At 69.9% G+C, this 25,578-nt stretch carries 26 protein-coding genes; 2 read left to right on the top strand and 24 right to left on the bottom strand.

What is annotated here, in order from left to right:
* Positions 1-191 precede the first annotated feature (191 nt).
* Positions 192-1,028: a translation elongation factor Ts gene (tsf, locus tag JIX55_RS35885; protein WP_257567381.1), complete on the bottom strand. Its 837-nt coding sequence runs from the start codon at positions 1,026-1,028 to the stop codon at positions 192-194.
* Between the two features lie 192 nt (positions 1,029-1,220).
* Positions 1,221-2,162, bottom strand: a complete 942-nt coding sequence (rpsB, locus tag JIX55_RS35880; RefSeq protein ID WP_257567380.1) for a 30S ribosomal protein S2 — start codon at positions 2,160-2,162, stop codon at positions 1,221-1,223.
* Positions 2,163-2,435: 273 nt separating this feature from the next.
* Here rpsB and JIX55_RS35875 point away from each other — a divergent pair, with 273 nt between their 5' ends.
* Positions 2,436-3,023, top strand: a complete 588-nt coding sequence (locus JIX55_RS35875) for a murein hydrolase activator EnvC family protein (RefSeq protein WP_257567379.1) — start codon at positions 2,436-2,438, stop codon at positions 3,021-3,023.
* A gap of 232 nt (positions 3,024-3,255) precedes the next feature.
* On the opposite strand, the gene JIX55_RS35870 is transcribed toward JIX55_RS35875, so the two are convergent.
* From JIX55_RS35870 to proS, 18 genes are all read right to left on the bottom strand, one after another.
* Complete coding sequence (locus JIX55_RS35870; RefSeq protein WP_257569595.1) at positions 3,256-3,813, bottom strand: TetR/AcrR family transcriptional regulator; 558 nt, start codon at positions 3,811-3,813, stop codon at positions 3,256-3,258.
* A gap of 139 nt (positions 3,814-3,952) precedes the next feature.
* Entirely contained in the window at positions 3,953-4,789 is an 837-nt protein-coding gene (whiG, locus tag JIX55_RS35865) for an RNA polymerase sigma factor WhiG (RefSeq protein ID WP_257567378.1), read from the bottom strand.
* Between the two features lie 272 nt (positions 4,790-5,061).
* Entirely contained in the window at positions 5,062-6,222 is a 1,161-nt protein-coding gene (gene dprA, locus JIX55_RS35860) for a DNA-processing protein DprA (protein ID WP_257567377.1), read from the bottom strand.
* A 34-nt stretch (positions 6,223-6,256) separates the two neighbouring features.
* Positions 6,257-7,879 (bottom strand): YifB family Mg chelatase-like AAA ATPase, encoded by a 1,623-nt coding sequence (locus JIX55_RS35855; RefSeq protein ID WP_257567376.1) that lies wholly within the window; start codon positions 7,877-7,879, stop codon positions 6,257-6,259.
* Positions 7,879-8,274, bottom strand: coding sequence for a YraN family protein (locus JIX55_RS35850; protein WP_257567375.1), 396 nt, complete (start codon positions 8,272-8,274; stop codon positions 7,879-7,881). Before JIX55_RS35850 ends, JIX55_RS35855 begins: the two co-directional genes overlap by 1 nt.
* 117 nt (positions 8,275-8,391) lie before the next feature.
* Positions 8,392-8,700 carry a DUF2469 domain-containing protein gene (locus tag JIX55_RS35845; protein ID WP_005311352.1) on the bottom strand — a complete coding sequence of 103 codons (309 nt, stop codon included), beginning with the start codon at positions 8,698-8,700 and terminating at the stop codon, positions 8,392-8,394.
* A gap of 56 nt (positions 8,701-8,756) precedes the next feature.
* Positions 8,757-9,263 (bottom strand): NUDIX hydrolase, encoded by a 507-nt coding sequence (locus JIX55_RS35840; RefSeq protein ID WP_257567374.1) that lies wholly within the window; start codon positions 9,261-9,263, stop codon positions 8,757-8,759.
* Positions 9,253-9,999 (bottom strand): signal peptidase I, encoded by a 747-nt coding sequence (lepB, locus tag JIX55_RS35835; protein WP_257567373.1) that lies wholly within the window; start codon positions 9,997-9,999, stop codon positions 9,253-9,255. Before lepB (JIX55_RS35835) ends, JIX55_RS35840 begins: the two co-directional genes overlap by 11 nt.
* Before the next feature lie 79 nt (positions 10,000-10,078).
* Positions 10,079-10,969 (bottom strand): signal peptidase I, encoded by an 891-nt coding sequence (gene lepB / locus JIX55_RS35830; protein WP_257567372.1) that lies wholly within the window; start codon positions 10,967-10,969, stop codon positions 10,079-10,081.
* Entirely contained in the window at positions 10,935-12,062 is a 1,128-nt protein-coding gene (gene lepB / locus JIX55_RS35825; RefSeq protein ID WP_257567371.1) for a signal peptidase I, read from the bottom strand. The genes lepB (JIX55_RS35830) and lepB (JIX55_RS35825) overlap by 35 nt, the downstream gene beginning before the upstream one ends.
* Complete coding sequence (gene lepB / locus JIX55_RS35820) at positions 12,055-12,783, bottom strand: signal peptidase I (RefSeq protein WP_257567370.1); 729 nt, start codon at positions 12,781-12,783, stop codon at positions 12,055-12,057. The genes lepB (JIX55_RS35825) and lepB (JIX55_RS35820) overlap by 8 nt, the downstream gene beginning before the upstream one ends.
* 48 nt (positions 12,784-12,831) lie before the next feature.
* Positions 12,832-13,182, bottom strand: coding sequence for a 50S ribosomal protein L19 (rplS, locus tag JIX55_RS35815; RefSeq protein WP_020138756.1), 351 nt, complete (start codon positions 13,180-13,182; stop codon positions 12,832-12,834).
* Positions 13,183-13,317: 135 nt separating this feature from the next.
* Positions 13,318-14,151 (bottom strand): tRNA (guanosine(37)-N1)-methyltransferase TrmD, encoded by an 834-nt coding sequence (gene trmD / locus JIX55_RS35810; RefSeq protein ID WP_257567369.1) that lies wholly within the window; start codon positions 14,149-14,151, stop codon positions 13,318-13,320.
* Complete coding sequence (rimM, locus tag JIX55_RS35805; RefSeq protein WP_257567368.1) at positions 14,151-14,693, bottom strand: ribosome maturation factor RimM; 543 nt, start codon at positions 14,691-14,693, stop codon at positions 14,151-14,153. Before rimM ends, trmD begins: the two co-directional genes overlap by 1 nt.
* Before the next feature lie 84 nt (positions 14,694-14,777).
* Positions 14,778-15,017, bottom strand: a complete 240-nt coding sequence (locus JIX55_RS35800) for an RNA-binding protein (RefSeq protein ID WP_013000410.1) — start codon at positions 15,015-15,017, stop codon at positions 14,778-14,780.
* Positions 15,018-15,019: 2 nt separating this feature from the next.
* A complete protein-coding gene (gene rpsP / locus JIX55_RS35795; RefSeq protein WP_257567367.1) occupies positions 15,020-15,448 on the bottom strand; it encodes a 30S ribosomal protein S16 in 429 nt (142 codons plus the stop codon).
* 381 nt (positions 15,449-15,829) lie between these two features.
* Positions 15,830-16,426, bottom strand: a complete 597-nt coding sequence (locus JIX55_RS35790) for a hypothetical protein (RefSeq protein ID WP_033526923.1) — start codon at positions 16,424-16,426, stop codon at positions 15,830-15,832.
* Positions 16,427-16,686: 260 nt separating this feature from the next.
* Positions 16,687-18,102, bottom strand: coding sequence for a proline--tRNA ligase (gene proS, locus JIX55_RS35785; RefSeq protein WP_257567366.1), 1,416 nt, complete (start codon positions 18,100-18,102; stop codon positions 16,687-16,689).
* 200 nt (positions 18,103-18,302) lie between these two features.
* On the opposite strand from proS, the gene JIX55_RS35780 reads away from it, so the two are divergent.
* The gene (locus JIX55_RS35780; protein WP_443046605.1) at positions 18,303-19,163 is read left to right on the top strand and encodes an SAM-dependent methyltransferase; all 861 of its coding nucleotides are present in this window, start codon (positions 18,303-18,305) and stop codon (positions 19,161-19,163) included.
* 320 nt (positions 19,164-19,483) lie between these two features.
* Here the strand turns inward: JIX55_RS35780 and ffh are convergent, their stop codons facing one another.
* The 4 genes from ffh to JIX55_RS35760 form a co-directional block, all read right to left on the bottom strand.
* Positions 19,484-21,034, bottom strand: coding sequence for a signal recognition particle protein (gene ffh / locus JIX55_RS35775; protein ID WP_257567365.1), 1,551 nt, complete (start codon positions 21,032-21,034; stop codon positions 19,484-19,486).
* Positions 21,035-21,182: 148 nt separating this feature from the next.
* The gene (locus JIX55_RS35770; RefSeq protein WP_257567363.1) at positions 21,183-23,633 is read right to left on the bottom strand and encodes a [protein-PII] uridylyltransferase; all 2,451 of its coding nucleotides are present in this window, start codon (positions 23,631-23,633) and stop codon (positions 21,183-21,185) included.
* Positions 23,634-23,659: 26 nt separating this feature from the next.
* A complete protein-coding gene (locus JIX55_RS35765; protein ID WP_003997576.1) occupies positions 23,660-23,998 on the bottom strand; it encodes a P-II family nitrogen regulator in 339 nt (112 codons plus the stop codon).
* Complete coding sequence (locus tag JIX55_RS35760) at positions 23,995-25,284, bottom strand: ammonium transporter (protein WP_257567362.1); 1,290 nt, start codon at positions 25,282-25,284, stop codon at positions 23,995-23,997. Before JIX55_RS35760 ends, JIX55_RS35765 begins: the two co-directional genes overlap by 4 nt.
* Between the last annotated feature and the right edge of the window lie 294 nt (positions 25,285-25,578).

Here is a 25,578-nt window from a genome sequence, read left to right as displayed (position 1 = left end):
GATTCGCCTCTTTACGTGTCGCACATACGAAGAAGGCCATTGCCGGTGGGGTGGTGTTCGCATCCCATGCGCGGCAATGGCCTCCTCGTCAGATCTGCTGTCGTCCGTCGCGCGTCACGCGCGCGCGTGGCGGCGTACGCGAACGACTGCACTCGACCCTATCGGGGCCGGGCGCCCGTCGCGTAACGGACTCAGATGCCGACCTTGATACGCGTGAAGCGCTTCAGGGTGACACCGGCCTCGTCCAGGACCTTCTGGACGGACTTCTTGTTGTCCAGCGCGTACGGCTGGCCGAGCAGCGTGGCGTCCTTGAAGAAGCCGTTGAGGCGACCCTCGACGATCTTCGGCAGGGCGGCCTCGGGCTTGCCCTCGGCGCGGGTGGTCTCCTCGGCGACGCGGCGCTCGGACTCGACGACCTCGGCCGGCACGTCCTCCTTGGAGAGGTACTTCGGCGCGAAGGCGGCGATGTGCTGGGCGATGCCCTTGGCCACGTCGGCGTCGGCCTTGTCCAGCTCGACCAGGACACCGATCTGCGGGGGCAGGTCGGGCATGGTGCGGTGCATGTAGGAGAAGACGAAACCGTCGGCGAACTGCGCGAAGCGGTCGAGGACGATCTTCTCGCCGAGGTTGGCGTTGGCCTCGTCCACGAACGCCTGGACGGTCTTGCCGGGCTCGATCTCGGAGGCGAGCAGGGCCTCGAGGTCGGCCGGGGAGGACTTGGCGACGTGCTCGGCGATCGCGGTGGCGGCGGCCTGGAACTTCTCGCCCTTGGCGACGAAGTCCGTCTCGCACTTCAGCTCGACGAGGACACCGGAGGTGTTGTCGTCGGCGATGAGGGAGACCACGGCGCCGTTCTCGGCGGAGCGGCCCTCGCGCTTGGCGACGCCCTTCTGGCCCTTGATGCGCAGGGCCTCGACGGCCTTGTCGACGTCGCCCTCGGCCTCGTCCAGGGCCTTCTTGCAGTCCATCATGCCGGCGCCGGTGAGCTCACGGAGCTTCTTGACGTCGGCGGCGGTGTAGTTCGCCATGATCTGTGAATCTCTTCTCGGAGTTCGAAGTCTCGAAGTCGGCGTCCGCCGCCGCACACAGGGCGGGCGCCCGCCGAAGATCTAGGGGCTGTGAAGATCTACGGCCACGAAGATCTAGTGGCTGTGGATGAACGGCGGGTGGCGTGCTCGGCGCCACCCGCCGTCATCTCGACAGCCTTACGACCGTGAAGGTCAGGCCTGCTCGGCGTCCGCGGCCGGAGCCTCGGCGACAGGGGCCTCAGCCTCGACAGCGGCCTCAGCCTCAGCCGGGGCCTCGGCCTCAGCCGGAGCCTCAGCGGCGGCCGGGGCCTCAGCCTCAGCGGCAGCCGGAGCCTCAGCGGCGGGGGCCTCGTCGGCCTTCTTCTCGCCCTCGAGCAGGTCGCGCTCCCACTCGGCCAGCGGCTCGGCCGCGGCCTTCTCGCCCTTGTCACCGGTGGCGACACGGGAGCGGGAGATGAGACCCTCGGCGACCGCGTCCGCGATCACGCGGGTGAGCAGGGTGACGGAGCGGATCGCGTCGTCGTTGCCCGGGATCTTGTAGTCGACCTCGTCGGGGTCGCAGTTGGTGTCGAGGATGGCGACGACCGGGATGTTGAGCTTCCGGGCCTCGCCGACCGCGATGTGCTCCTTCTTGGTGTCCACGATCCAGACGGCGCTGGGCACCTTCTGCATCTCGCGGATACCACCGAGGGTCTTCTCCAGCTTGGCCTTCTCGCGCGAGAGCACGAGAAGCTCCTTCTTGGTCAGACCCGAGGCCGCGACGTCCTCGAAGTCGATCTGCTCGAGCTCCTTGAGGCGCTGCAGACGCTTGTAGACGGTCGAGAAGTTGGTGAGCATGCCGCCCAGCCAGCGCTGGTTGACGTAGGGCATGCCGACGCGGGTGGCCTGCTCGGCGATGGCCTCCTGCGCCTGCTTCTTCGTGCCGACGAACATGACCGTGCCGCCGTGGGCGACGGTCTCCTTGACGAACTCGTAGGCGCGGTCGATGTACGACAGCGACTGGAGCAGGTCGATGATGTAGATGCCGTTGCGCTCCGTGAAGATGAAGCGCTTCATCTTCGGGTTCCAACGACGGGTCTGGTGACCGAAGTGGACGCCGCTCTCCAGCAGCTCCCGCATCGTGACGACGGCCATGGCCGTTCTCCTTGAATTTCTCGGTTGTGCCGCGAGAACCGGACGGCTCCCGCGCCTGACGCCCGCGATGCGCCGTTGCCACTAAGGACCGAGGGGCGCTGATACGGACCACAGACGGGCCTCGTACCGGGGCGTGCGAAGTCGACCCGGTGACCCGGATCGCCATCAGAAGTGTACGGGACCCACGAGGCCCCGGGTGACGCCGATATCCACAACCGGCGAGTACTCCACAGATCCCGGTCGTGATCGGCCCGTTCACGGGACGCTGCCGCCATGTCTCAGTCTCACGAGCGAACGACCCGACGCCGTACGGGCACATGGCTTGCGCTGCTGTTGTGCCTGACGGCAACCCTCCTGACCACGGCAGGGACCACCGCCCCACTCGCGGCACCGGGGGTGCCGCCCCCCGGAGAATCCGTCCCCGCCGTGGGCCGCGTCTGGCCCGTGGGCCTACGTCCTTCGGTGGTCCGCACCTGGGACCCCCCACCCACCCCCTACGCCCGAGGCCACCGAGGCGTAGACCTCTCCGCCCCACCAGGCTCCCCGGTGCGTGCGGTCGCACCGGGACGGGTGTCCTTCGCGGGCCGGGTAGCGGGCCGAGGAGTCATCGCGGTCGAACTCGCCGACACGGGCGACCCACCCCTACGCACGACCTACGAACCGGTACAGGCGTCACTGAAGAAGGGCGACGAGGTAACCGCGGGCACGGTCCTGGGCACCCTGGAAGCCTCCCCCTCCCACTGCCCGACACCATGCCTCCACTGGGGCCTACGCAGAGGGGAGACCTACCTGGACCCGCTGTCACTGCTGCCGCCGTGGCTCCTGCGAAGGGGCCCCTCACGCCTGCTGCCGCTGACTTAGGCTGCACGCCTTCCGAGCTGTCCTGGCTGCGGGCGGCCGTGGCCCACAGGCGGCTGCCCGCCCAAGCAGCGGCGCTGGACCTCCGTCTGCCCCAGGGCCTGCCCTTCGGATCATGCCGATCTCGAGCCGCGGTTCCGGCGGGGGGTTGGGCGCAGCGGCACCCGGCGAGCGCCGGTGAGCGAGACCCCGCCCCGAGCTCAGCCCTGACGCCGGGCGTCCAGGACACGAAGGCTCAGCCCCGCACGCCCCGCAGAGCCATCCCCACAGCCGCGTCGGTGATCGTGGACGGCTCCTCCGCCGCCCCCAGCTCGATGCGTCGCACAGCCGCATCCACGACGCCCTGCAGCAGCATCGCGGCCAACCGAGGCTCCGCGTGCCCCAGCCCCCCGAGCGCCTCCACGATCATCGCGACAAGCCCACCGTGCGCGGCCCGGATCTTCTCCCTGGCCCCGGCATCCAGCTCACTCGCCGAGATCGCGACCACGGCCCGGTGCCGCCGGTCCCCCACCAGCTCCAGCTGCTTACGGACGTACGCCTCGACCTTGCCCTCAGACGAGTCGACCGCGGCCATCGCCGCCTCGACCTCCGCCGCCCACACGGGAAAGTCGACTTCGCACAGCTCCTCGACAACCGCTGCCCGCGACCGGAAGTACTCGTACACGGACGACCGCGCCAGCCCCGTACGCTCGGCGAGCGCCGGAAACGTCAACGCCTCCGTCCCACCCTCGGACAACAGGGACCGAGCCGCGTCCAGCAGGGCGGCTCGCTGCATCGACCGGTGCTCGGCCACGGAGGCCGCTCGAATCCTTGGCACGCGAACCACTTTACGGACGGACCGCCACGCACGGGAGTGCCTTCCCTCGTCCAGCCCCCAGCCGGCCCCCGCCGAAGCCCACGACAGGAACCACATCCGGCCAGGTCGGACCGGATCAGCGGCCGAAACTCGCCAGCTTCGCCCGCAGTTGCAGCACCGATTTCGTGTGGATCTGACTGACCCGGCTCTCGGTCACCCCCAGCACGTTCCCGATCTCCGCGAGCGTGAGCCCCTCGTAGTAGTACAGCGTGACGACGGTCTTCTCCCGCTCGGGCAGCGTGTTGATGGCCCGCGCCAGGAAGCGTCGGAGCTCCCGGTCCTCGGCGACCTCGACCGGGTTGTCCGCGGCGGTGTCCTCCAGCGTGTCCATCAGGCTCAGCCGGTCGCCGCCCTCGCCCCCGACATGCAGCAGCTCCTCCAGCGCCACCACGTTGGCCAGCGACAACTGACTGAAGACGGCGTGGAGTTCGTCGACCGCGATACCCATCTCGGCGGCCACCTCGCCCTCGCTCGGAGTGCGTCTGAGCCGCGACTCCAGCGTGGCGTAGGCCCGCTCCACGTTGCGCGCCTTCTGCCGCACGGACCGGGGGATCCAGTCCAGCGCGCGCAGCTCGTCGATCATCGCGCCCCGGATCCGGGTGATCGCGTACGTCTCGAACTTGATCTCCCGGTCGACGTCGAACTTCTCGATCGCGTCGATGAGCCCGAAGACGCCGGAGGATACGAAGTCGGCCTGCTCGACGTTGGCCGGCAGGCCGACGCTCACCCGGCCCGCGACGTACTTCACCAGGGGTGAATAGTGGAGGATCAACTGCTCGCGCAGCCGTTCGTCGCCCGTCGTCTTATAGGTCCGCCACAGCTCGTCGAGTGTCGAGGGGGCGGGCGGGCGCACGGTGCCGCGAGCGGCGGAGGGTACCGCCGCCCGGTCAGACCCGGAGGTGTGCTGGGGCATTCGTCGCCTTGTGCCGTTCTGCTGTGAACTGTGGGTGCCTGGGTGAGCTGTCGGTCTGATGTCGAGTTGCCTGTCATGAGTCGTAATCCTCGTGAGCGTAGCGTGACTGGAGAGTCGCAGTGCGCGAAGGAGGGGGGATCACTCGTGCGCAGATGCGTTCCGCTGGACGCCCCACGGGGTCACGACGATCGCCCTGTGTAACCGGCCCGGGACGCCAACTGCCGGAAACCCCAAGGCTGTCGGCGTTCCCCCGGACGGCCGAACACGCTCGGTCAGCTTCGCCTCCGATCCGGTGAGACGGAGATCATCGCCTGGCGTGTCAACTTCCAGCCGTCGCCGTGTCGTTCGACGTAACCAAGTGATCGGAGTTCGTACAGTCTCCCGACCGCGTCGTCCATCGTCGTCCCCGCACCCCGGGCGACCTCCTCGGCAGCTGCGCTCCCCCGGCCGGGCAGGGCGGCGAGCACCTGGCGCGCGCCGGGTTCCAGCAGGTCACGAGGGAGCACGGGTCCATGCCGGTCCGGGGCCAGCTCTCCCATGTCACCCACCAGTTCGATGACTTCCGCGGCGTCGGCCACGAGCGCGGCGTCCCCTCGCAGAAGTTCGTGCACGCCGGCCGAGAGGGCCGAGGTCGCGGGCCCGGGCACGCCCATCGTGAACCGTCCCAACCGCTGCGCGGCCCGCGCCGTGACCAGCGCGCCACTGCGGTAGGCCGCCTCCACGACCACGGTCCCTCTGGTGAGCGCGGCGATGACCCGGTTCCGCAGAATGAACCGGCTCGGCGTCGGATGCTCCCCCGGCGGTAACTCCCCCACCACCAGACCCTGTTCGGCGATCCTTCCGATCAACTGCGCATGCCCCCTGGGATACGGCCGGTCCACCCCGCAGGCCAGCACGGCGACGGTCGCCCCACCGACCCCGAGCACGCCCCGGTGAGCGGCCCCGTCCACCCCGTACGCCCCACCGGACACGACCACCCACCCCCGCTCGGCCAGCCCCGCCCCCAGCACGGACGCCATATGGGCCCCGTACTCCGTACAGGCCCGCGCCCCCACCACGGCCACCGACCGCAGCGCCCACATCCGCACATTGGCCTTCCCCCGCACCCACAACCCCACGGGCCGCCCGTCCCCGAGGTCATCCAGTTGCCCGGGCCACTCGGCGTCCCCGGGCACGAGGAACCGGACCCCGGCCTCCCTCGCCTGGGCCAGGTCCCCTTCGGGGTCGGCGCGCCCGGCGCGGGCGCACAGTCCCGCCCACCGCTTCTCCGAGGCGTCCGGCAGCGGTCGCCCGCCCCCGGAGAGCCTCCGCACGACTTCGCGGGCGCCGAGTTCCCGCAGCCACCGCCCGCCCAGTTCGTCTCCGGGTTCGATGACACGGGCGAGGAAGGCCCGGTGGAGCCGCTCGTCATCCGGCGCACCGCCGCCGGTCATGGCTCACCCGCCGACGAACCACAGATCGCGGGCGTCACGTCAGCGCCCCGATCGTCATGGGCACCCCGCGGGGGACTCCGGTGCGCAGTTGCAGGGCCAGGTTGACGTCCATCGCGTCGGGGCGGTCGTGGCCGACGAGGTCCGCGATGGTCCAGGCGACCCGGAGCACCCGGTCCAGGCCACGCGCGGTGAGGACTCCCCGCTCCAGGCAGCGCTCGGCCTCGTCCATCGCGCCCGGCGCCGCGTGCCACCGGCTCCGCAGTTCACGCCCCGGCATCTCGCTGTTCGTCCGCCAGGGCGTGCCGAGCAGCCGCGCGGCCGCCCGCTCCCGGGCCGAGCGCACACGGTCGGTCACCGTGGCCGTGGACTCGCCCCGGGCTCCGCGCTGGGTGAGTTCGGACCGGGTGACCCGGTCGACCTCGACCCTCAGGTCGACCCGGTCCAGCAGGGGCCCGGAGAGCCGGGCCTGATAGCGGCGGATCGAGGCGGGCGGACACTCGCACAGGTCGTCCGTCCGTGAGAAGCGGCCACAGGGACATGGATTCGCGGCGAGCACCATCAAGAACTTCGCCGGGAACCGCACGACTCCCGCGCTTCGCGCGATCACGACGTGCCCCGCCTCCAGCGGCTGCCGCAGGGCGTCCAGGGTCTGGCTGCTGAACTCGGGGGTCTCATCGAGGAAGAGCACCCCACGATGGGCGAGGGAGACCGCGCCGGGACGGGCGATGCCCTGGCCGCCACCGACGAGGGCCTGCATCGTGGCCGAGTGGTGAGGGGCGCAATAGGGCGCCACGTCGACCAGTGGCTTCCCGGCCGGCAGCAGACCGGCGATCGAGTGGACCGCCGTGACCTCCAGCGACTCCTCCCTGGCCAGCTTCGGCAGGATGGCCGGCAGCCGCTCGGCGAGCATCGTCTTGCCTGCGCCCGGCGGCCCTTCGAGGAAGAGATGGTGCCCGCCGGCCGCCGCGACCTCCACAGCGGTCCTGGCCGCCGACTGACCCACGACATCGGCGAGGTCATGGCCCAGGTCGTGCTGCGCGGCTCCCGCGGTGTTCATACCGGTGGCCGCTCCCGTGCCCGGCATACGGAGTCCCGCCATGAGTGGGTCAGGCCGGCCCTCGTCGGGTTCCTCGTCCGGCACGGGCTCGTCCGCGAGCACGGCGATCAGTTGCCGCAAGGTGCGCACCCCCAGGACCGAGACACCGGGCACCAGCGAGGCCTCCGCAGCGGCACACTCCGGCACCACCACCTGTTCGTATCCGGCCTCGGCGGCGGCCAGCACGGCGGGCAGAATGCCCCGCACCGGCCTGACCCGCCCGTCGAGTCCCAGCTCTCCGATCATCACGATGTCGGAGAGCACCCGCGGGTCGATCCGCTCGCAGGCGCCCAGGACCGCGCAGGCGACCGCCAGGTCGAACCCGCTGCCGGCCTTGGGCACCGACGCGGGACTGAGCCCCACCGTCAGCTTCTTCTGCGGCCACTCGGCGCCCGAGTTGACCACGGCCGCCCTGACCCGGTCCTTGCTCTCCGTCAAGCTCTTGTCCGGCAGCCCCACCAGTGTGAAGGCCGCGACCCCTGGTTCCAGGTCCGCCTGGACCTCGACGACGACGCCCTCGACGCCGACGAGGGCCACGGAGCATGTGCGGGCGAATCCCATCAGGCCACCCCCCGTACGTGTTCCACGACGGGGGCGCCGCGGTCGGGGAGGACGACGCCGACGATGTCGATGCGGACGCCGCCCGGCGGACTCCCTCCGTGCTCCTGCAGCCAGCGTTCGGCGAGGCCGCGCAGTCGTTCGGCCTTCGTGGTCGTGACGGCCGCCATGGGGTGTCCGAAGGGGCCGGCCCTGCGGGTCTTCACCTCGCAGACGACCAGCGCGTCCCCGTCGCGGGCTACGATGTCGATCTCGCCGGTCCTGCCGCTGCGCCAGTTGCGTTCCAGGACCGTCATCCCGGCCTCGGCCAGCCGCCGCGCGGCCAGCTCCTCGCCGTACCTGCCGAGTGCACCTCGTGCGCTGTTGCCTCGCGTGCTGTCGCCTCGTGCCTTGCTCATGTCGGCACCACCTCCGGCGCCAACATTGAGGGCGGCTCAGCCCGCTATTGGATCTTGGTGGACAAGCGGCCGATTGTGGATAACTCCATCACCCACACGGATGACGGCCCACCGGCCTCAGCTGCCCGGCAGCTCCAGATCGCTCTTGTTCAGCTCCTCAATGTTCACGTCCTTGAACGTGAGCACCCGCACCTGCTTCACGAACCGAGCCGGCCGGTACATGTCCCACACCCAGGCGTCCGCCATGGACACCTCGAAGAACACCTCGCCCTGGACAGAGTGCACCTGCATCTCGTAGTCGTTGGTCAGGTAGAAGCGCCGCTCGGTCTCGATCACATATTTGAACAGACCGACGACATCGCGGTACTCCCGGTAGAGCTTCAGCTCCATCTCGGTCTCGTACTTCTCGAGGTCCTCGGCGCTCATGGCATGTTCCCCTTCAGCCGTGCGATCCCACCATTGTGCGCCAGTCCCGCGAGCCCCTAGACAATTTCGGTGTCGAGGACCACGGGTCTGGCCGGGGGACCCTCGTCGAGCAGTGTGCGAAGCAGTTCGGCGAGCCTGGTCGGGTACACCGTCTCATGCGCCCGGGCCAGTTCACCGCACGTCCACCAGCGTGCTCCGGCGACGCTGCGCCGTTCCAGGTCCGTGAGGCCCGCCGCGACGGTGGTCGTCTGGGTGGTACGGGCGAGGTAGTACCACTCGTCCTGGTCCCAGCGGCGGCCGGCGAAGGGGAAGGAGCACATCCGCCGCCAGAGCACGGGGCCCAGCTCAACGTCCGTGATCCCGGTCTCCTCCGCGAGTTCCCGCAGGGCGGCCTCCTCCCGGGTCTCCGCACCCTCCACACCGCCGCCGGGCGTGAACCACCAGTCGTCCGCCGGATCGTCCGGCTCGTGCCCGTGCAGCAGCAGGATGCGCTCCTGCGGATCGAGCAGGATCACCCGGGCCACTTTGCGCAGCCCGCCCGCGTACGTGTCCTCAGGCGACACCGGCCGGCTCCGGCTGCGTCGTACGGCCGCGTCCGCCGAGCCGCTTGGCGACGGGGCCGTAGGCCGCGCCGCCCAGGATGAGCACCATGCCCACGACCAGTGCGGCGGTGATCAGCCGCAGCGGGCCGGGGGAGGAGAGCGCGCCGAGCTTTTCGAAGCCCGTGGGGCGGGCCAGCAGGCCGTCCATGGGCCAGACGACGGCGTCCACGCGCGCGTCCACGTTGGTCCGCGGCACCGAGCCGTTACCGGCCTCCGCGAGGTGCGCGGTGGAGTCCAGGGAGCCGCTGCGCTCGTCGCCGAGGAGGAACAGCCGGCCCTTGGGGACGGTGATCTCGGGGATGCCGGTCAGCTCGGCGTCCTCGCCCTCGGGCAGATACGCCTCGTCGATCTTCTTGCCGTTGACGGTCAGCTTGCCGTCGGTGCAACAGGCGACCGTGTCGCCGCCGACCGCGACGACCCGCTTGACCATGGGGGTGTTGCCCCAGGTCTCCTGCCGGAAGACCACGACGTCACCGCGCTTGATCTCGGCGCCGTCGATCCGCTCGGCGAGTATGCGGTCCCCGGAGGTGATGGTGGGGGCCATGGAGTCGGTCGGCACGGTGTACGGCTGGTAGGCGACCGCCCCCCAGAGGAAGCCGCCCAGGAAGAGCACACAGCCGAGGGCCACGGCCAGTCCCGACAGCTTGCTGCCGAGCCGTCCGCGGCCCTCGTCCGTACGACTTGTCGTCCCGCTCATCCCAGTGCTCCCCAGGTCGGAGAATCGACCGTCCGGACCCCGTGCGGGCCGCGGAAGATCGGCGATCTGGGACGGCACCCTACCCGGCGGTACCCGTGCCAGAAACCCTCGGGCTTTCGGTGGCGAGAAGGCGCCGCCGACGCCACAGCACCAGCGGCACCGCGCCCACGAGACCGAGCGCGCCGGGGGCGGCCGCGTTCAGGTTCTGGTCGAAGGTGTCGGGAATCGGCAGCGTGGACCAGCGGGTGGGCGGCCAGGCGACCACGATGGCGCGGCCCACGGCCTTGCTGACGGGGACCATGCCCTTGTTGCTGTCGTTCTGGTGGTAGCGGGAGTCGAGCGAGTTCTGCCGGTGGTCACCCATGACCCAGATTTTGCCCTCGGGTACCTTCACCTTGAACTGGCCGCCGGTGTCGTCGACGGTGCAGGGGGTGTTGCCCGGGTACACGTACGGCTCGTTCAGCGCCTTGCCGTTGACCTTGAGGGGGCCGGTGCCCTTGCACTCCACGGTGTCGCCGGCGACACCGATGACGCGCTTGATGAGGTCCTTCTCCTCGGCGGACGGCATCAGGCCGATCCAGCCGAGGACCCGCTGCACGGCGTTGGGCTCCAGGGTGGGCTCACCGTCCAGCCAGCCGTCCGGGTCGTGGAAGACGACGACCTCGCCGCGCTCGGGCTCGGAGCCGAACCACGGGGTGAGCTTGTCGACCAGGACCCGGTCACCCTCCTGCAGGGTGTTCTGCATCGAGTCCGACGGGATGGAGAACGCCTGCACCAGGAAGGTCTTGATCAGCAGCGCGAGCACCAGCGCGATACCGATCAGGATCGGCAGTTCCTTCCAGAAGGACCGCTGCTTCTTCTTGGGGCGCTCGTCCTGGTCGCCGTCGTCGACCGGGGTCCGGGCTCCGTCCCCGCCGTCCGCTCCGCCCGAGGAGTCACTCCCGGAGTCGGCGGATCCCTCGGACTGCATGACGTTCTCCACGTTCTCCGCGGCCGGGGAAGCCGCCTTGTCGGATCGCTCCGGCCGTTCTTCCGAACCACCGTGTCCGGACCGTGCGCCGACCGCCAAATCCCCCACATCCACTCCTCACTCCGTACCGCCGCCCACGCCACATCCGGTGCAGGCCCACCACTCCCATAACGAGCGGGAGTTCCGCAGGGGTCGGGAGGGGGATCAAACTGTTTCGATCCGCGGAGGCCACCCTATGCGAAGCGCCGAGAGCGGTGGCCGACCCGCTCGGCACGGCGGAGAATGTGTCCGGCTCCTCCAACTGCCCCCAGTGACCGACCGGCCAGGCGATGACGACGGCCCGGCCGACGACGGACGCTTCGGGGACCGTGCCGCCGAACTGGGCGGTCTTGGAGTCGTCGGACTGGTGGGCGCGCGAGTCGGCGGAGTTCTCCCGGTGATCGCCCATGACCCAGAGACGGCCCTGGGGGACGGTCACCTCGAACTGCTGGGTGGAGGGCTGGTTGCCGGGGTGGATGTACGCCGTCTCGTCCAGCGGCATGCCGTTGACGGTGACGCGGCCCTGGGTGTCGCAGCACTTCACGGTGTCGCCGCCGACCGCGACGATCCGCTTGATCAGGTCCTTCTCGTCGTCGGACGGGAGGAGGCCGATGAACTGCAGGCCTTCCTTTATCTGCTTGATGACGATCGGGTCCTCGGCGGTGGTCGTCGTCTGCTCGTCCTCCAGCCAGCCGCCGGGGTCCTTGAACACGACGACGTCCCCCCGGGTGGGCTTGGAACCGAACCAGGGGGTGAGCTTGTCGACCAGGACGCGGTCGCCGATCTGGATCGTCTGCTCCATGGAGCCCGACGGGATGACGAACGCCTGGACGAGGAAGGTCTTCAGGACGAGGGCTATGAGGACGGCGACACCGACGAGGAGCGGGATCTCCTTGACCGCGGAGCGACGCCTGCGGCGCTTGATCTTGCGGGCGAGCTTGCGCCGCTCGACGCGGCTCGGCCGGGCGGCCCCGCCGGACCGCCGGGTACCGGTGGGCAGCAGATTGTCGGCCGGGGTGCTGGAAACACCGCGGGGTTTTCCACGGTTACCCATGCGCACCGCCGGCGGCGGGCGCGCGCAGGTAGGCGTCCGGGCGGTCCAGAGGCGTCCAGTGGTCGGCGGGCCAGGCGACCCAGTCGGCCCGGCCGATCACGGCGTCGAGGGGGACCATGCCGCCGCCGGGCGATCCCAGGTGATCCCGGGAATCGCTGGAGTCACCGCGGTGGTCGCCGAGGAGGAACAGGGTGCCCTCGGGGACGACCACGTCGAAGGGCACGCTCGACGGGGTGTCCCCTGGGTACAGAAACGACGACTCGTCGACCCACCGGCCGTTCACCTCAAGCCTCCCCTCCTGGTCGCAGCAGACCACCCGGTCTCCCCCCACGCCGACAACGCGCTTGATGTAGTCGGCGTTCCCGAAGTAGCCGGTCCCGTCGAAGACGACGACGTCACCGCGCTGCGGCTCAGATCCGAAACGGTACGCCAACTTATTTACGAGAACTCGGTCCCCGATCCTCAATGAGTTGGCCATGGAGCTGCTGGGAATCTGAAACGGCTGCATCACGAAGTTGCTGAACAGCGCCAGGAAAAGCAGGCAGAACAGCACGGTCAGGGTGTATCGCCCGCCGGGCACCGACTCGGTGATCCGGTCCGCCCATGCGAAACGCGACCGCCCCTCCGGCCCTCCTGTGTCGGAGATCTCCTCGGAGAACTCGTCGCCGGAAGGGCGGGAGGCACGGTCGCGCTCCATGTGCTGCTGTGCTTCGGTGTCCATCGGGGCCAGATGTTATCCGGCCCCGCTTGGTGACACCTGAGCGCGCGATCAGTTGTCGCGCTTCTCCTTGATCTTCGCCGCCTTGCCGCGCAGCTCGCGCAGGTAGTACAGCTTGGCGCGACGGACGTCACCGCGGGTGACGAGCTCGATCTTCTCGACGATCGGGGTGTGCACCGGGAAGGTGCGCTCGACGCCGACGGAGAACGAGACCTTGCGGACCGTGAAGGTCTCGCGGACACCGGCGCCCTGGCGACGGATGACTACGCCCTTGAACTGCTGCACACGGGAGCGGTTGCCCTCGATGACGCGGACGTGGACGTTGACGGTGTCGCCCGGGCGGAAGGCCGGGATGTCGCTGCGCAGCGACGCGGCGTCGACGGAGTCGAGCAGGTGAGACATTTCGTCTGCTTTCTTCGCCCATGCCACAGGTCATAGGCGGGAGCTAGGTGTTTCGAGAAGGATGCTGTCCGTGGCGGGGCGGGCGTCGTGTCCCCCTGTGGCAGGGGCGCGCGCCGGACGACGCACAACAGCGGCCTATTCTTCCACGCCCTCGGGCCGCCGCCAAAATCGGCCGTACCGCTCCCCCTCCGGGTCCGGGGCCCAGCCCAGGATGGAGAGCATTTCGCGGTCCTTCTTGTCGAACGCCTTGGGGTCGCAACGCTCGATGAGGTCGGGGCGGTTGGCGGCCGTACGCTTCAGGGCCTCGTCCCGGCGCCAGCGCGCGATCTTGCCGTGGTGGCCGCTGAGCAGCACGTCCGGGATGTCGCGGCCGCGCCACTCCGGGGGCTTCGTGTAGACGGGCCCCTCCAGGAGGTTGGCCATGGCGCCGGGCGCGAAGGAGTCGTCCCGATGGGACTCGGCGTTGCCGAGGACGCCGGGCAGCAGCCGGGCCACGGCCTCGGTGACGACGAGGACGGCCGCCTCGCCGCCGGCGAGCACGTAGTCGCCGATGGACACCTCGTAGACGGGTATCCGGGTGGCGTACTCGTCGATCACCCGGCGGTCGATGCCCTCGTAGCGCGCCGGCGTGAAGACCAGCCAGGGCCGCTCGGAGAGTTCGACGGCGAGCGCCTGGGTGAAGGGGCGGCCGCTGGGGGTGGGGACGATGAGCGCGGGCCGGGCGGACCCGGACTCGTATCCCTGAGCCAGCACGTCGTCCAGCGCATCGCCCCAGGGGTCGGTCTTCATGACCATGCCGGGGCCGCCGCCGTACGGTGTGTCGTCGACCGTGTTGTGCCGGTCGTACGTCCATTCCCGCAGGTCGTGGACGTGCACTTTCAGCCGGCCACGCGCGCGCGCCTTGCCGACGAGGGAGACGTTCAGGGGCTCGAGGTACTCGGGGAAGATCGTGACGACGTCGAGCCGCATCAGGCCTCGTCCCGTGACGACGCGATCTCCGCCTGGTCGTCGATGAGCCCGGGCGGCGGGTCGATCACCGCCCGCTGCTCGGCCAGGTCGATCTCGGTGACGATCTCCTCGACGAACGGGATCATCACCTCACTCCCGTCGGGCCGCTCGACGATGAAGAGGTCCTGGGAGGGCAGGTGCGAGATCTCGATGATCCGGCCGACCTCGACTCCGTCCTTGGTGACCACGTCGAGGTCCATGAGCTGGTGGTCGTAGTACTCGTCCTCTTCCTCCGGCAGTTCCTCCGGGTCCACCTCCGCGATCAGCAGGGTGTTGCGGAGGGCCTCGGCGGCGTTGCGGTCGCGGACGCCCTCGAAGCGCAGGAGCAGCCGGCCGCTGTGGACGCGGCCGGTCTCGATGGTGAGCGGACCCGTCGAGGCGGGGTCCGTGAACAGGACGGCGCCGGGGCCGAGCCGGAGTTCCGGCTCGTCGGTGCGGACCTCGACGGTGACCTCGCCCTTGATGCCGTGGGCGCGGCCGATCCGTGCGACTACGAGCTGCACTGTGCTTGATCTCCTGTCATACGACTACGGGCCGGGGACGGCCCAGTGGCCCTCCCCGGCCCGAGCCGGTGCTGCGAATCTTCGTCAGCGGACGTGGTCCACGTCGACGAGGTCGACGCGGACACCGCGGCCACCGATGGCGCCCACGACGGTGCGCAGGGCGCGGGCGGTACGGCCGTTACGGCCGATCACCTTGCCGAGGTCGTCGGGGTGAACCCGGACCTCGAGGACGCGCCCGCGACGCAGGTCACGGGAAGCGACCTGCACATCGTCGGGGTAGTCGACGATGCCCTTGACGAGGTGCTCGAGAGCCTCCTCGAGCATGCTCAGGCCTCGGTCGGCTCAGACGAAGAAGACTCAGCGGCAGCCTCGTCCTTCTTGTCGGCCTTCTTCTTCTGGGTGATCGCCTCACCCTTGCCCTCGTCGTCGCCGCCGAGGGCCTCGAACGACGGGCGCGCGGACTTCGGCTGAGCCACGAGGAGCGGCGCCGGAGCGGGCTCGCCCTTGAACTTCTGCCAGTCACCGGTCTTCTTCAGGATGGCGAGCACGGGCTCGGTCGGCTGCGCGCCGACACCCAGCCAGTACGCGACACGGTCCGCGTCGACCTCGATGACCGAGGGGTTGTACGTGGGGTGGTACTTGCCGATCTCCTCGATCGCACGGCCGTCACGACGGGTGCGGGAGTCGGCGATGACGATGCGGTAGTGAGGCGAACGGATCTTGCCCAGACGCTTCAGCTTGATCTTGACTGCCACGGGAGTGGGTTCTCCTGGATTTGACGTGGTTGGGCACGGCGAGATGGCCGCGTGGGGTTGCGGTACCCGAGTGCCCGATGGACGCGTCAGCCGGAGGAGAGAGGGGTCCTGTTCGACTGTCGAGTACAGCTAGCCATTGTGCCACACGCTGCGGTTCGTCTCTTACCAGGACTGCGCGCAGCCATGCCGGAGCGGCACCCGGCGCAGGGGTGCTTTCGGCTTACCCGCGCGTGCAGGGTGCCGCTGCGCCGGCCCTCGCCCCAGCGGCACGACTGCCCGCAGCTGCGCATGACTACAACAGCACCCCGCAGTGCGGCCGGACCCGAGCCCACGAGCTGCGTACGGCTGCCACGAGCAGCCGTCGTCCCAGCTCGTCACCCGTCACGCCGCGCCCACGACCTCCGGGATCCGGAACGGCTTGCCGCAGCCGCCGCAGACGATGGGGGCCTGGGCGAGTACGGACGGGACGACCCGGACGTTGCGGCCGCAGTCGCAGACGGCCTTGACGCGGACGCCGCCGCCGGAGGAGCCGTGACGGGCGGCCGGGCCCCGGAAGCTGCGGGCCGTGTCCGCGGAGGTCGCGGCGGTGTGGGCCTTGAGGGCACGCTGCAGTCTGTCGATCGTCGGGCGGTAGCGACGCTTGGCCTCCGGGTTGAGCGTGACCAGCGAGAAACCGCTGCTGGGGTGCGGCTCCTCGGGGTGGTCGAGGCCCAGCTCCTCGGCGATCGCGAGGAATCTGCGGTTGTGGTACCGGCCGGCCCGGGACGTGTCGCGGACTCCGCGCGCGGCGGCGATGCCATGGACTGCCTCATGAAGCAGTCGCTCGAAGGAGAGTTCGTGCCCGCAGGCGGACGAGGACTCCCCGATCAGGGACTCGGGAGCGGCAAGATCCGGCAGCTCGGGGTGGTGCCGTTGGATGTCGGCCCACGCCTGTGCCAGTTCTGCGGCGAGAACAGGTGGTGTCTGTGTCGTGCTCACGTAATGAGAACGAGCCGGAGCGCCCCTGTGTTCCGATTCCGGGGCATCCCAAATAATTTGCACGTACCCGTCAGTTGCCACTAGTGCGTCCTGACGAGGGCGGGTGCGCTGATCTGCGGAGAAGCCTCACAGCTCCCCCCAAGGCGGTACGTAGTAACACGTACGCCCCGGCGCGTAGACGATGTCCGCGCGCCGGGGCACCTGTGGTCGTCAGATGCGCAAGGGGCGTTTCGGTCGCTCTCCCCGCGGAACGGATCGCTCTAGTAAGCGCGCGCCACGACAGCGACGTTACCGGGTGCGTCATAGGAGTCGGGCACCGACCCGTCCTCGGCGACCAGACACCGTACGGTCACCGCGTGCTCCCCGAGCCTCTCCTCGCCGTCCTCGCCCAGCGTCGACCAGGGGATACGCGCCCAGCCGCCGGCCGCGGCGGCCTCGATCGCCTCGTCGAGCGTGGACACCTCGGTCGTACGGGACTCGCGGCGCTCGCGCGACTGCTTCAGAAGGAGCGCCTGGTCCTCTTCGAGGACGGCGGGCAGCAGGCGTACGAGCGAGTCGAGGGCGACGGGCTCCTTGCCGCCCGGGATGCGGCGGGCGAGCATCGCGGTGCCGTTCTCCAGGTCACGGGGGCCGACCTCGACGCGTACGGGGACGCCCTTGAGTTCCCAGTCGACGGCGCGGCGGCCGAACGGGATGTCCGTGCGGTCGTCCACCCGGACGCGGATGCCCGCGGCCTTGAGCTGATCGCCGAGCTCGCGGACCTTGGCCAGAACCGCGTCGTCCCCCTTGATCGCGAGGACGACGACCTGGACGTGGGCCAGCCGGGGCGGGACCCGAAGGCCGTTGTCGTCGCCGTGCATCATCACGAGGGCGCCGATCATGCGGGTGGTGGAGCCCCAGGAGGTCTGCCAGACGAGTTCCTGCTTGCCGTCCTTGGACAGGTACTGGGTGTTGAAGGCCTTGGCGAAGTTCTGGCCCAGTTCGTGGCTGGTTGCCATCTGGAGGGCCTTGCCGTCGCCCATCATCCCTTCGAGCGTGAGGGTGTTGATGGCGCCCGCGAAGCGCTCCTTGACGGTTTTGCGGCCGGGGACGACGTCCATCGCGAGGACGTTCACCATGAAGTCCTCGTAGACCTCCCGGTGGATGTGCGCGGCGAAGTCGCGCGCCTCCTCGTACGTCGCGTGCGCCGTGTGGCCCTCCTGCCAGAGGAACTCGCTCGTGCGGAGGAACAGGCGGGGGCGCAGCTCCCAACGGACCACGTTCGCCCACTGGTTGATCAGCAGCGGCAGGTCGCGGTAGCTCTGCACCCACTTCGAGAAGTAGTCGTTGATGATCATCTCGGAGGTGGGGCGGACCACGGCGGGCTCTTCGAGCTCCTTGCCGCCGCCGTGCGTCACCACGGCGAGCTCGGGCGCGAAACCCTCGACGTGCTCGGCCTCGCGGGTGAGGTACGACTGCGGGATCAGGAGCGGGAAGTAGGCGTTCTGCGTGCCCGTCTCCTTGATGCGGGCGTCCATCTCCTGCTGCATCCGCTCCCACAGCCCGTACCCGTACGGTCGGATGACCATGGTGCCGCGCACCGGACCGTTGTCCGCCAACTCGGCCTTGGTGATCAGATCCTGGTACCAGCGCGGGAAGTCGTCCGCGCGGGGCGTGAGAACGGGTGCCTTTGCCATGGCGCGATGGTACGGGGCCACGTTGCGGGGATGTGAATTCTTTTGCCACGCACCGACAGTCCGCAAGCGGGTGTCCGAGACCCCTGGACGACTCGCCGGGTGCGGAGTTTCCTGGCATACGGGGGGAGTGCGAGCGCGCACTGCCACGGGGGCCAGGAAATCCGGCACGGCAACTCACGGCGGATTGGGGCGCTTTCGATATGACACCTACGCTCGTGCGGCAGCGACTGCCTCGCGCGGGGACCGCACCCCGCGTGGACCAGTGTGCACGCGCGCGTGACTGGGCCGAGATCCAGGAACGGATGCTGGTACCGCTGTACGAGGCCGTCTACCGACGGCTCGACGTCGGCACCGGCACGCGGCTGCTCGGCCTCGGCTGCGGGTCGGGGCTCGCGCTCTTGATGGCGGCGTCGCGGGGCGCCGCGGTCACCGGCGTCGACGCGTCGTCACCCGAGAGAATGGCTCTCGCGCGGGAGCGTCTGCTGCCCGAGGCATGGGGCACACGCGCGCGGGCGGGCACCCGGGTCGTGGACGGCGGCCCGGAGGACGCGGCCCGCGCCCCCGGCGACCCGCTGTACAACCTGGTGACCGCCTTCGAGCCGATCGGCTGTCTGGCCGGTGACTCCGAGGGCCTCGGTGAAGTGCTCGCCTCGGCGACCCCGCTCGCGGAACGCGGCACCCCCGTGGTCCTCGCCGGGTGGGGGCCGCCGGAACGCTGCACCACGTCCACCGTGCTCCGGGTGGCCACGAAACTCACCGATCCCCTGCGCAGTGCGGGCAGTTGGCGCCCGGCCCTGCGGGACGACCTGGAGGAGGTCGCCCAACGGGCCGGCCTGAAGCCGGACGGTTCCGGACGCGTGGCCTGTCCCTTCGGGTACGCCAACGTGGACAACGCGGTACGGGGGCTGCTCTCCACCGGGCTGTTCGACGCGGCGATCAGGGCCACCGACCAGAAACAGGTGGACAAGGAACTGACCGAGTCCCTGCACCCGCACCGCCGCCGCGACGGCACGGTCTGGATGCCGAACGTCTTCCGCTACCTGATCGCACGGACGCCCTGACAGATTCGGGGCACATCTTGAGGACTTCGGGGGTATCCCCTGAGCGTTTCGGGGACCCCCTGAGAAGGTCTTCGAGAGTTTCTTCCGATGCGGGTGTGAATGGTGTGAAGAAAGCCGTCCGGCTGCGGTTTCCCTTGGCCAAGCACCGTGCGGCACCCATAGCCTGACGCATCGTCCAGGGGAACAACACATCTGCGTACGGGAGTTGCCACCAGAAGCACCACGAGCGACACCACACTCATGCCGTCCACGCAACGGCACCGGCGCCGCGCGCCCGGCCACACCCCCCGGCCGGTCACGCGGCGTCCGCCGTTGGGCCGTCAGCCCATGAACTTCTTGAACTCGTCCGGCAGCTCGAAGTCCTGAGGGGCCTGCTGGCCCGGCAGACCGAGGGCACCGCCCTGGGCGCCGGCGGCCCGGCGGGCGGCCTCCTCCTGCTCCTGCTGCTTGCGCTTCATCGGGTTGCCGGAGCGCTGCTTGCCCTTGGCCTGCTTGGGCTGCTTCTTACTGCGGCCGGGCCCACCGCCCATGCCGGGCATGCCGGGCATCCCGGGCATGCCGCCACCCTGGGCCATGCGGGACATCATCTTGCGGGCCTCGAAGAACCGCTCGACGAGGTTCTTCACCGCGCTGACCTCGACGCCGGAACCCTTGGCGATGCGGGCGCGGCGCGAGCCGTTGATGATCGTCGGCTCCTGGCGCTCGCCCGGGGTCATCGACTTGATGATCGCGGCCGTGCGGTCGACGTCGCGCTCGTCGATGTTGTTGATCTGGTCCTTGATCTGGCCCATACCGGGCAGCATGCCGAGCAGCTTGCTGATGCTGCCCATCTTCCTGACCTGCTCCATCTGGGCCAGGAAGTCGTCGAGTGTGAAGTCCTGTCCCTTCTTGGACGCCAGCTTGGAGGCCATCTTCTGGGCCTCTTCCTGGCTGAAGGTCTTCTCCGCCTGCTCGATCAGGGTGAGCAGGTCACCCATGTCGAGGATGCGGGAGGCCATCCGGTCCGGGTGGAACGCGTCGAAGTCGTCGAGCTTCTCGCCGTTCGACGCGAACATGATCGGCTTGCCGGTGACCGAGGCGATCGACAGGGCGGCACCACCGCGGGCGTCACCGTCGAGCTTGGAGAGCACCACGCCGTCGAAGCCGACGCCGTCCCGGAAGGACTCGGCCGTGTTGACGGCGTCCTGACCGATCATCGCGTCGACGACGAAGAGGATCTCGTCCGGGGAGACCGCGTCCCGGATGTCGGCGGCCTGCTGCATCATCTCCTGGTCGATGCCCAGGCGGCCCGCGGTGTCGACGACCACGATGTCGTGGACCTTCGACTTGGCGAACTCGATGGAGTCCCTGGCGACCTTGACCGGATCGCCCACGCCGTTGCCCGGCTCGGGGGCGTAGACCGCGACGCCGGCGCGCTCGGCGACGACACTGAGCTGGTTCACCGCGTTCGGGCGCTGGAGGTCACAGGCGACGAGGAGCGGCGAGTGGCCCTGCTCCTTCAGCCACCGGCCCAGCTTGCCCGCAAGGGTCGTCTTACCGGCACCCTGCAGACCCGCGAGCATGATCACGGTCGGCGGGTTCTTGGCGAAGCGGAGGCGGCGGGTCTCGCCGCCGAGAATTCCGACCAGTTCCTCGTTGACGATCTTGAGGACCTGCTGGGCGGGGTTCAGCGCCTTGGAGACCTCGGCGCCGAGCGCGCGCTCCTTGACGTTCTTGATGAAGCCCCGGACGACCGGCAGCGCGACGTCCGCTTCCAGGAGCGCGATGCGGATCTCGCGGGCCGTGGCGTCGATGTCCGCCTCGGAAAGGCGACCCTTGCCCCGCAGGTTCTTGAAAGTCGCTGAGAGGCGATCGGAGAGCGTATCGAACACGGCGGTGTCGGTCCTCGGAGTCGGGGGCAGTCTGGGTTGCCCTCCAGGGTATCTGTCTGGGTGTGGTCGGGTCTCCACCCGTGTGGATAGTGGACGGCCGAGCCCGATTCCAGGGGTACGGGGCCACCCGGCCCCGTACCCGTCGCGCTCAGCCGCGCAGGGTCTCCTCCAGCTTCCGTGCCACGGACGCCGCCTCGTCGCCCGGCAGCGGTGCCCCCTTCGGCCCGGTCACGTAGAAGGCGTCCACGGCGTTGGCGCCCAGCGTGCTGACGTGCGCGCTGCGCACCCGTACGTTCGCGTCCTCCAGGGCGCGCCCGATCCGGTGCAGCAGGCCGGGGGCGTCCTGGGCGCGCACCTCGATGACCGTGGCGTGCCGGGAGGCCGCCGCCGCCACCGCGACGCGCGGCGGGGGCGCGACGACGCCACGCCGCCGGGGATAGGACGCGTCGCGCTCGGCCAGCCGTCCGGCGATGTCCAGCGAGCCGTCCAGCGCTCTGACGAGGTCGGCGCGGAGCCGGGCGGCCTGGGGCAGCGAGCCGTACTCGGCGGCCACCCGCCAGTTCAGCAGCAGTACGGAGCCCTCGACCCCGTCCGGCAGGTCGAGTGCCCGGAGTTCGGCCGTGCGCACGGTGAGCCGGTGCATGGCGAGGACGCCGGCGACCGCGGGCAGGACGCCCGGCTGGTCGGGGACGGCGATGAGGAGTTCCACACCCAGGGGTTCCGGATCGGCCTTCTCGTCCTTCTCCTCGGCGGCGGCCTCCGTCTGCGCGCGCAGCGACAGCACCGGCCCGCCCGTGCGGAACGCCTCGATGGCGAGCCGCTCCTGCTCCGCGCTGGTCTCGCCGGGCTCCGGCTCCTCAGGGGCGTCCCCGGCGAACAGCGCGTCCACCCGCTGGACCAGCTCGGACACGAGCGAGGCGCGCCACGACGACCAGGCGGCGGGGCCGGTGGCCAGCGCGTCCGACTCGGTCAGCGCGTGCAGCAGTTCGAGCGTGCCCGGCGATCCGACGGCATCGGCCACGGACCGGACGGTGGCCGGGTCCTCCAGATCACGCCGGGTGGCCGTGTCGACGAGCAGCAGATGATGGCGTACGAGGGTGGAGAGGACCGCCACGTCGTCGCGGTCGAAGCCGATCCTGGCCGCCACGTCCTTGGCGATGATCTCGCCGGCGACGGAGTGGTCGCCCGGCCAGCCCTTGCCGATGTCGTGCAGCAGCGCGGCGACGAGCAGGAGGTCGGGCCGGTGCACCCGGCGGGTCATCTCGGAGGCCTGGACCGCGGTCTCGATGAGGTGCCGGTCGACGGTCCAGATGTGCACGGCGTTGCGCTGCGGCCGGCAGCGGACCCGCTCCCAGTCGGGCAGCAGCTGCGTGATGAGGCCTTCGGCCTCAAGCGCCTCCCAGACGTCGATGGTCGGGCGCCCGGAACCCAGCAGGGTCACGAGCTGCTCGCGTGCCTCGGCGGGCCAGGGCGTCGGCAGCGGCCGGGCGGCGGCCGCCAGTCGCCGTACGGCGTGCAGGGAGAGCGGCAGTCCGGCCTGGGCGGCAGCGGCGGCGGCGCGCAGTGGCAGCACGGGGTCCCGGTCGGGCTTGGCGGCCCGCGCGAGCACGACCTCTCCGTCCTGCTCGACCACGCCCTCGGCCAGCGGCGACCGCTCGGGGGTCGGCTTCCCGCCACCGAGCATGGCGCGCAGCCGAGGCCGCACGGCGCGCGACCGCAGCACGCGCCCCACTTCACGCCAGGTCACATCACTGGCGTACGAGATCACGCGCGCCGCTTCGTACACCTGGCGCAGGAGCGTGTCGGCGTCCAGCAGCCCCAGCTCGGCGGCGACCTGGTCCTGTTCCTGGAGCGCGAGGCGGTCGGTCGCGCGCCCGGTGGTGAGATGTAGCGCGTCCCGCACATCGAGAAGCCTGCGCCGTGCGTCAGCGAGCCCCTCGCGCGGGGCGTCGGCCAGCCAGGAGGCGGCGACGGCACGGAGCGCGGTGGCGTCACGCAGCCCGCCCCGCGCCTCCTTGAGGTCGGGTTCCAGCAGGTACTGCAGCTCCCCCTGCCGCTCGGCCCGCTCGGCGCACAGCTCCTGGAGTTCCGGGAGGCGTTTGGGTGCCTGGTTGCGCCAGTCGGCGAGGACGGCGGTGCGCAGTCCGGCGGTCAGTCCCAGATCACCGGCGATGTGCCGGGCGTCCAGCAGGCCCAGTTGCACCTTGAGGTCCTCGCCGGCGGTCTTGCGGGCCTCGGCGGGGGTGCGGACCGAGTGGTCGAGGGCCAGCCCCAGATCCCAGACGGGGTACCAGATGCGGTCGGCCAGCGCGGCCACCGCCTCCTCGTCGGACCCGTCGTGCAGGAGCAGCAGATCGAGGTCGCTGCGGGGCGAGAGCTCGCCGCGCCCGTATCCCCCGACGGCGACCAGCGAGGCCCCGCGCAGTTCGGAGGCGCCCGCGCCGAAGAGTCCCGCGAGCCACTCGTCGGTCAGCTCGGCCAGGGCCGAACGGCGCGGCGGCCCGGACTGCGCCTCCTCCTGGAGGAGGCGCAGCCGGGCCGCCGCGTAGCCGCTGGGTCCCGAGTCCTCTGCATCCGTACGTACGTCCGTACTCGTCACCCAGCGACTCCTGTTCTTCTCTTCGGTCAGAGCGCGTCCGGGCCGCGCTCGCCGGTCCGGACCCGAACGGCCGTCTCGACCGGGAGGGACCAGACCTTGCCGTCACCGATCTTGCCGGTGCGGGCGGCCTTGACGATGACATCGATCAGCTGTTCGGCGTCATCGTCCTCGGCGAGCACCTCGATACGGATCTTGGGAACCAGGTCCACCGTGTACTCGGCGCCCCGGTACACCTCCGTGTGGCCCCGCTGCCGACCGTACCCACTGGCCTCGGTCACCGTAAGTCCGTGCACCCCGAAGGCCTGCAGGGCTTCCTTGATCTCGTCGAGCCGGTGCGGCTTGACGACCGCGGTGATCAGCTTCATGCCCCGACCTTCTTGCTCTCAGTGGCAGCGACGCTGCTCGTCGTGGAGGAGATGTGCGACTGGGTCGCCGAGGTGAAGTCGTAGGCCGTCTCGGCGTGCAGGGCCTGGTCGACACCGGAGACCTCGTCCTCCTCGGACGCCCGGAAGCCGATCGTCTTCTGGATGACGAAGGCGATGATCCAGGTCACCACGAAGGTGTAGCCCATGACGGAGAAGGCACCCGTGGCCTGCTTGCCGAACTGGTCGAGGCCGCCGATCCCGTCGGTGGCCAGGAAGCCGACCATCAGGGTGCCGAGGACACCGCCGACCAGGTGGACGCCGACGACGTCGAGGGAGTCGTCGTAACCGAGCTTGTACTTGAGGCTGACCGCCCAGGAGCAGACGGCACCGGCGACGATACCGATCAGGATGGCGCCGAAGGCGTTGACGTGACCGCCGGACGGGGTGATCGCGACGAGGCCCGCGACGGCACCGGAGCAGGCACCGAGGGTGGTGAACGCACCGTGGCGGATGCGCTCGTAGATCAGCCAGCCGATGATGGCCGCGGCGGTCGCGATCTGCGTGTTGATCGCCATGCGGGCGGTCGTGCCGTCGACTCCGAGCCAGGAACCGGCGTTGAAGCCGAACCAGCCGAACCACAGCAGGGCGGTGCCGACCATGACCAGCGGCAGGCTGTGCGGCCGCATCGGGTCCTTCTTGAAGCCGATCCGCTTGCCCACGACGAGGACCGCGGCGAGCGCGCCGATACCGGCGTTGATGTGGACCGCGGTACCACCGGCGAAGTCGATGACGCCCAGCTCGAAGAGCCAGCCGCCCGGCGCCCACACCCAGTGCGCGACCGGGAAGTACACCAGGGTGACCCAGAGCCCGACGAAGATCATCCAGGCGCCGAACTTGACGCGGTCGGCGAGCGCACCGCTCATCAGGGCCGGGGTGATGACCGCGAACAGCATCTGGAAGAGGATGAAGGCGAACGCGGCGATCTTGTGCGGCTCGCCGTTGGCGCCCGCGACGAAGCTGTCGACCGTGCTGGTGGCGTCGATGCCCTTGAGGCCGATCGCGTCCAGGTTGCCGATGAAGCCACCCTGGTCACCGCTGAAGGCGAGCGAGTAGCCGTACAGCACCCACAGGATGCTGACGATGCCCAGCGAGATGAAGGACATCATGAGCATGTTCAGCACGCTCTTCGCTCGGACCATGCCGCCGTAGAAGAGCGCCAGGCCCGGCGTCATCACCATGACGAGCGCCGCGCTGATCAATACGAATCCGGTATCTGTGCCGTTCAATGCCGGTATCTCCTCGTGGTCGGAACGGCCCGTGCGGATGCTGAAGCTTGGGGGAGCTCTCGGGGAGGGCCGACTGTGCTCAGGAGACTGACGCAGCACCGTTTCACCGGGAGATTGGAAATGTTTCCCGCACGTGACGAAGGCCCTCATCACGTTACAGACATGTGAAACGTGAATCTCGGAGGATTCATCCCGTGTGGGGCCCCGCCTCTGCGGACCCCTCTGCGGATAACGGTTTCGTATCCGATGGAACTTCTGGTGATGTTCGCTTTCCCCGGCGGTCCCCGGCTCGGG

This window comes from Streptomyces sp. DSM 40750 (assembly GCF_024612035.1).
Classification (GTDB): Bacteria; Actinomycetota; Actinomycetes; order Streptomycetales; family Streptomycetaceae; genus Streptomyces.
Note: the sequence above shows the minus strand (reverse complement) of the source record. Positions and strands in the feature narration are given on the sequence as shown.

Coding starts and splice junctions, on each gene's coding strand:
- tsf (WP_257567381.1), bottom strand. CDS start 1,028: ATGGCGAACTACACCGCCGCCGACGTCAAGAAGCTCCGTGAGCTCACC.
- rpsB (WP_257567380.1), bottom strand. CDS start 2,162: ATGGCCGTCGTCACGATGCGGGAGCTGCTGGAGAGCGGCGTCCACTTC.
- JIX55_RS35875 (WP_257567379.1), top strand. CDS start 2,436: ATGTCTCAGTCTCACGAGCGAACGACCCGACGCCGTACGGGCACATGG.
- whiG (WP_257567378.1), bottom strand. CDS start 4,789: ATGCCCCAGCACACCTCCGGGTCTGACCGGGCGGCGGTACCCTCCGCC.
- dprA (WP_257567377.1), bottom strand. CDS start 6,222: ATGACCGGCGGCGGTGCGCCGGATGACGAGCGGCTCCACCGGGCCTTC.
- JIX55_RS35855 (WP_257567376.1), bottom strand. CDS start 7,879: ATGGGATTCGCCCGCACATGCTCCGTGGCCCTCGTCGGCGTCGAGGGC.
- JIX55_RS35850 (WP_257567375.1), bottom strand. CDS start 8,274: ATGAGCAAGGCACGAGGCGACAGCACGCGAGGCAACAGCGCACGAGGT.
- JIX55_RS35845 (WP_005311352.1), bottom strand. CDS start 8,700: ATGAGCGCCGAGGACCTCGAGAAGTACGAGACCGAGATGGAGCTGAAG.
- lepB (WP_257567373.1), bottom strand. CDS start 9,999: ATGAGCGGGACGACAAGTCGTACGGACGAGGGCCGCGGACGGCTCGGC.
- lepB (WP_257567372.1), bottom strand. CDS start 10,969: ATGCAGTCCGAGGGATCCGCCGACTCCGGGAGTGACTCCTCGGGCGGA.
- lepB (WP_257567371.1), bottom strand. CDS start 12,062: ATGGGTAACCGTGGAAAACCCCGCGGTGTTTCCAGCACCCCGGCCGAC.
- lepB (WP_257567370.1), bottom strand. CDS start 12,783: ATGGACACCGAAGCACAGCAGCACATGGAGCGCGACCGTGCCTCCCGC.
- rplS (WP_020138756.1), bottom strand. CDS start 13,182: ATGTCTCACCTGCTCGACTCCGTCGACGCCGCGTCGCTGCGCAGCGAC.
- trmD (WP_257567369.1), bottom strand. CDS start 14,151: ATGCGGCTCGACGTCGTCACGATCTTCCCCGAGTACCTCGAGCCCCTG.
- JIX55_RS35800 (WP_013000410.1), bottom strand. CDS start 15,017: ATGCTCGAGGAGGCTCTCGAGCACCTCGTCAAGGGCATCGTCGACTAC.
- proS (WP_257567366.1), bottom strand. CDS start 18,102: ATGGCAAAGGCACCCGTTCTCACGCCCCGCGCGGACGACTTCCCGCGC.
- JIX55_RS35780 (WP_443046605.1), top strand. CDS start 18,303: ATGACACCTACGCTCGTGCGGCAGCGACTGCCTCGCGCGGGGACCGCA.
- JIX55_RS35765 (WP_003997576.1), bottom strand. CDS start 23,998: ATGAAGCTGATCACCGCGGTCGTCAAGCCGCACCGGCTCGACGAGATC.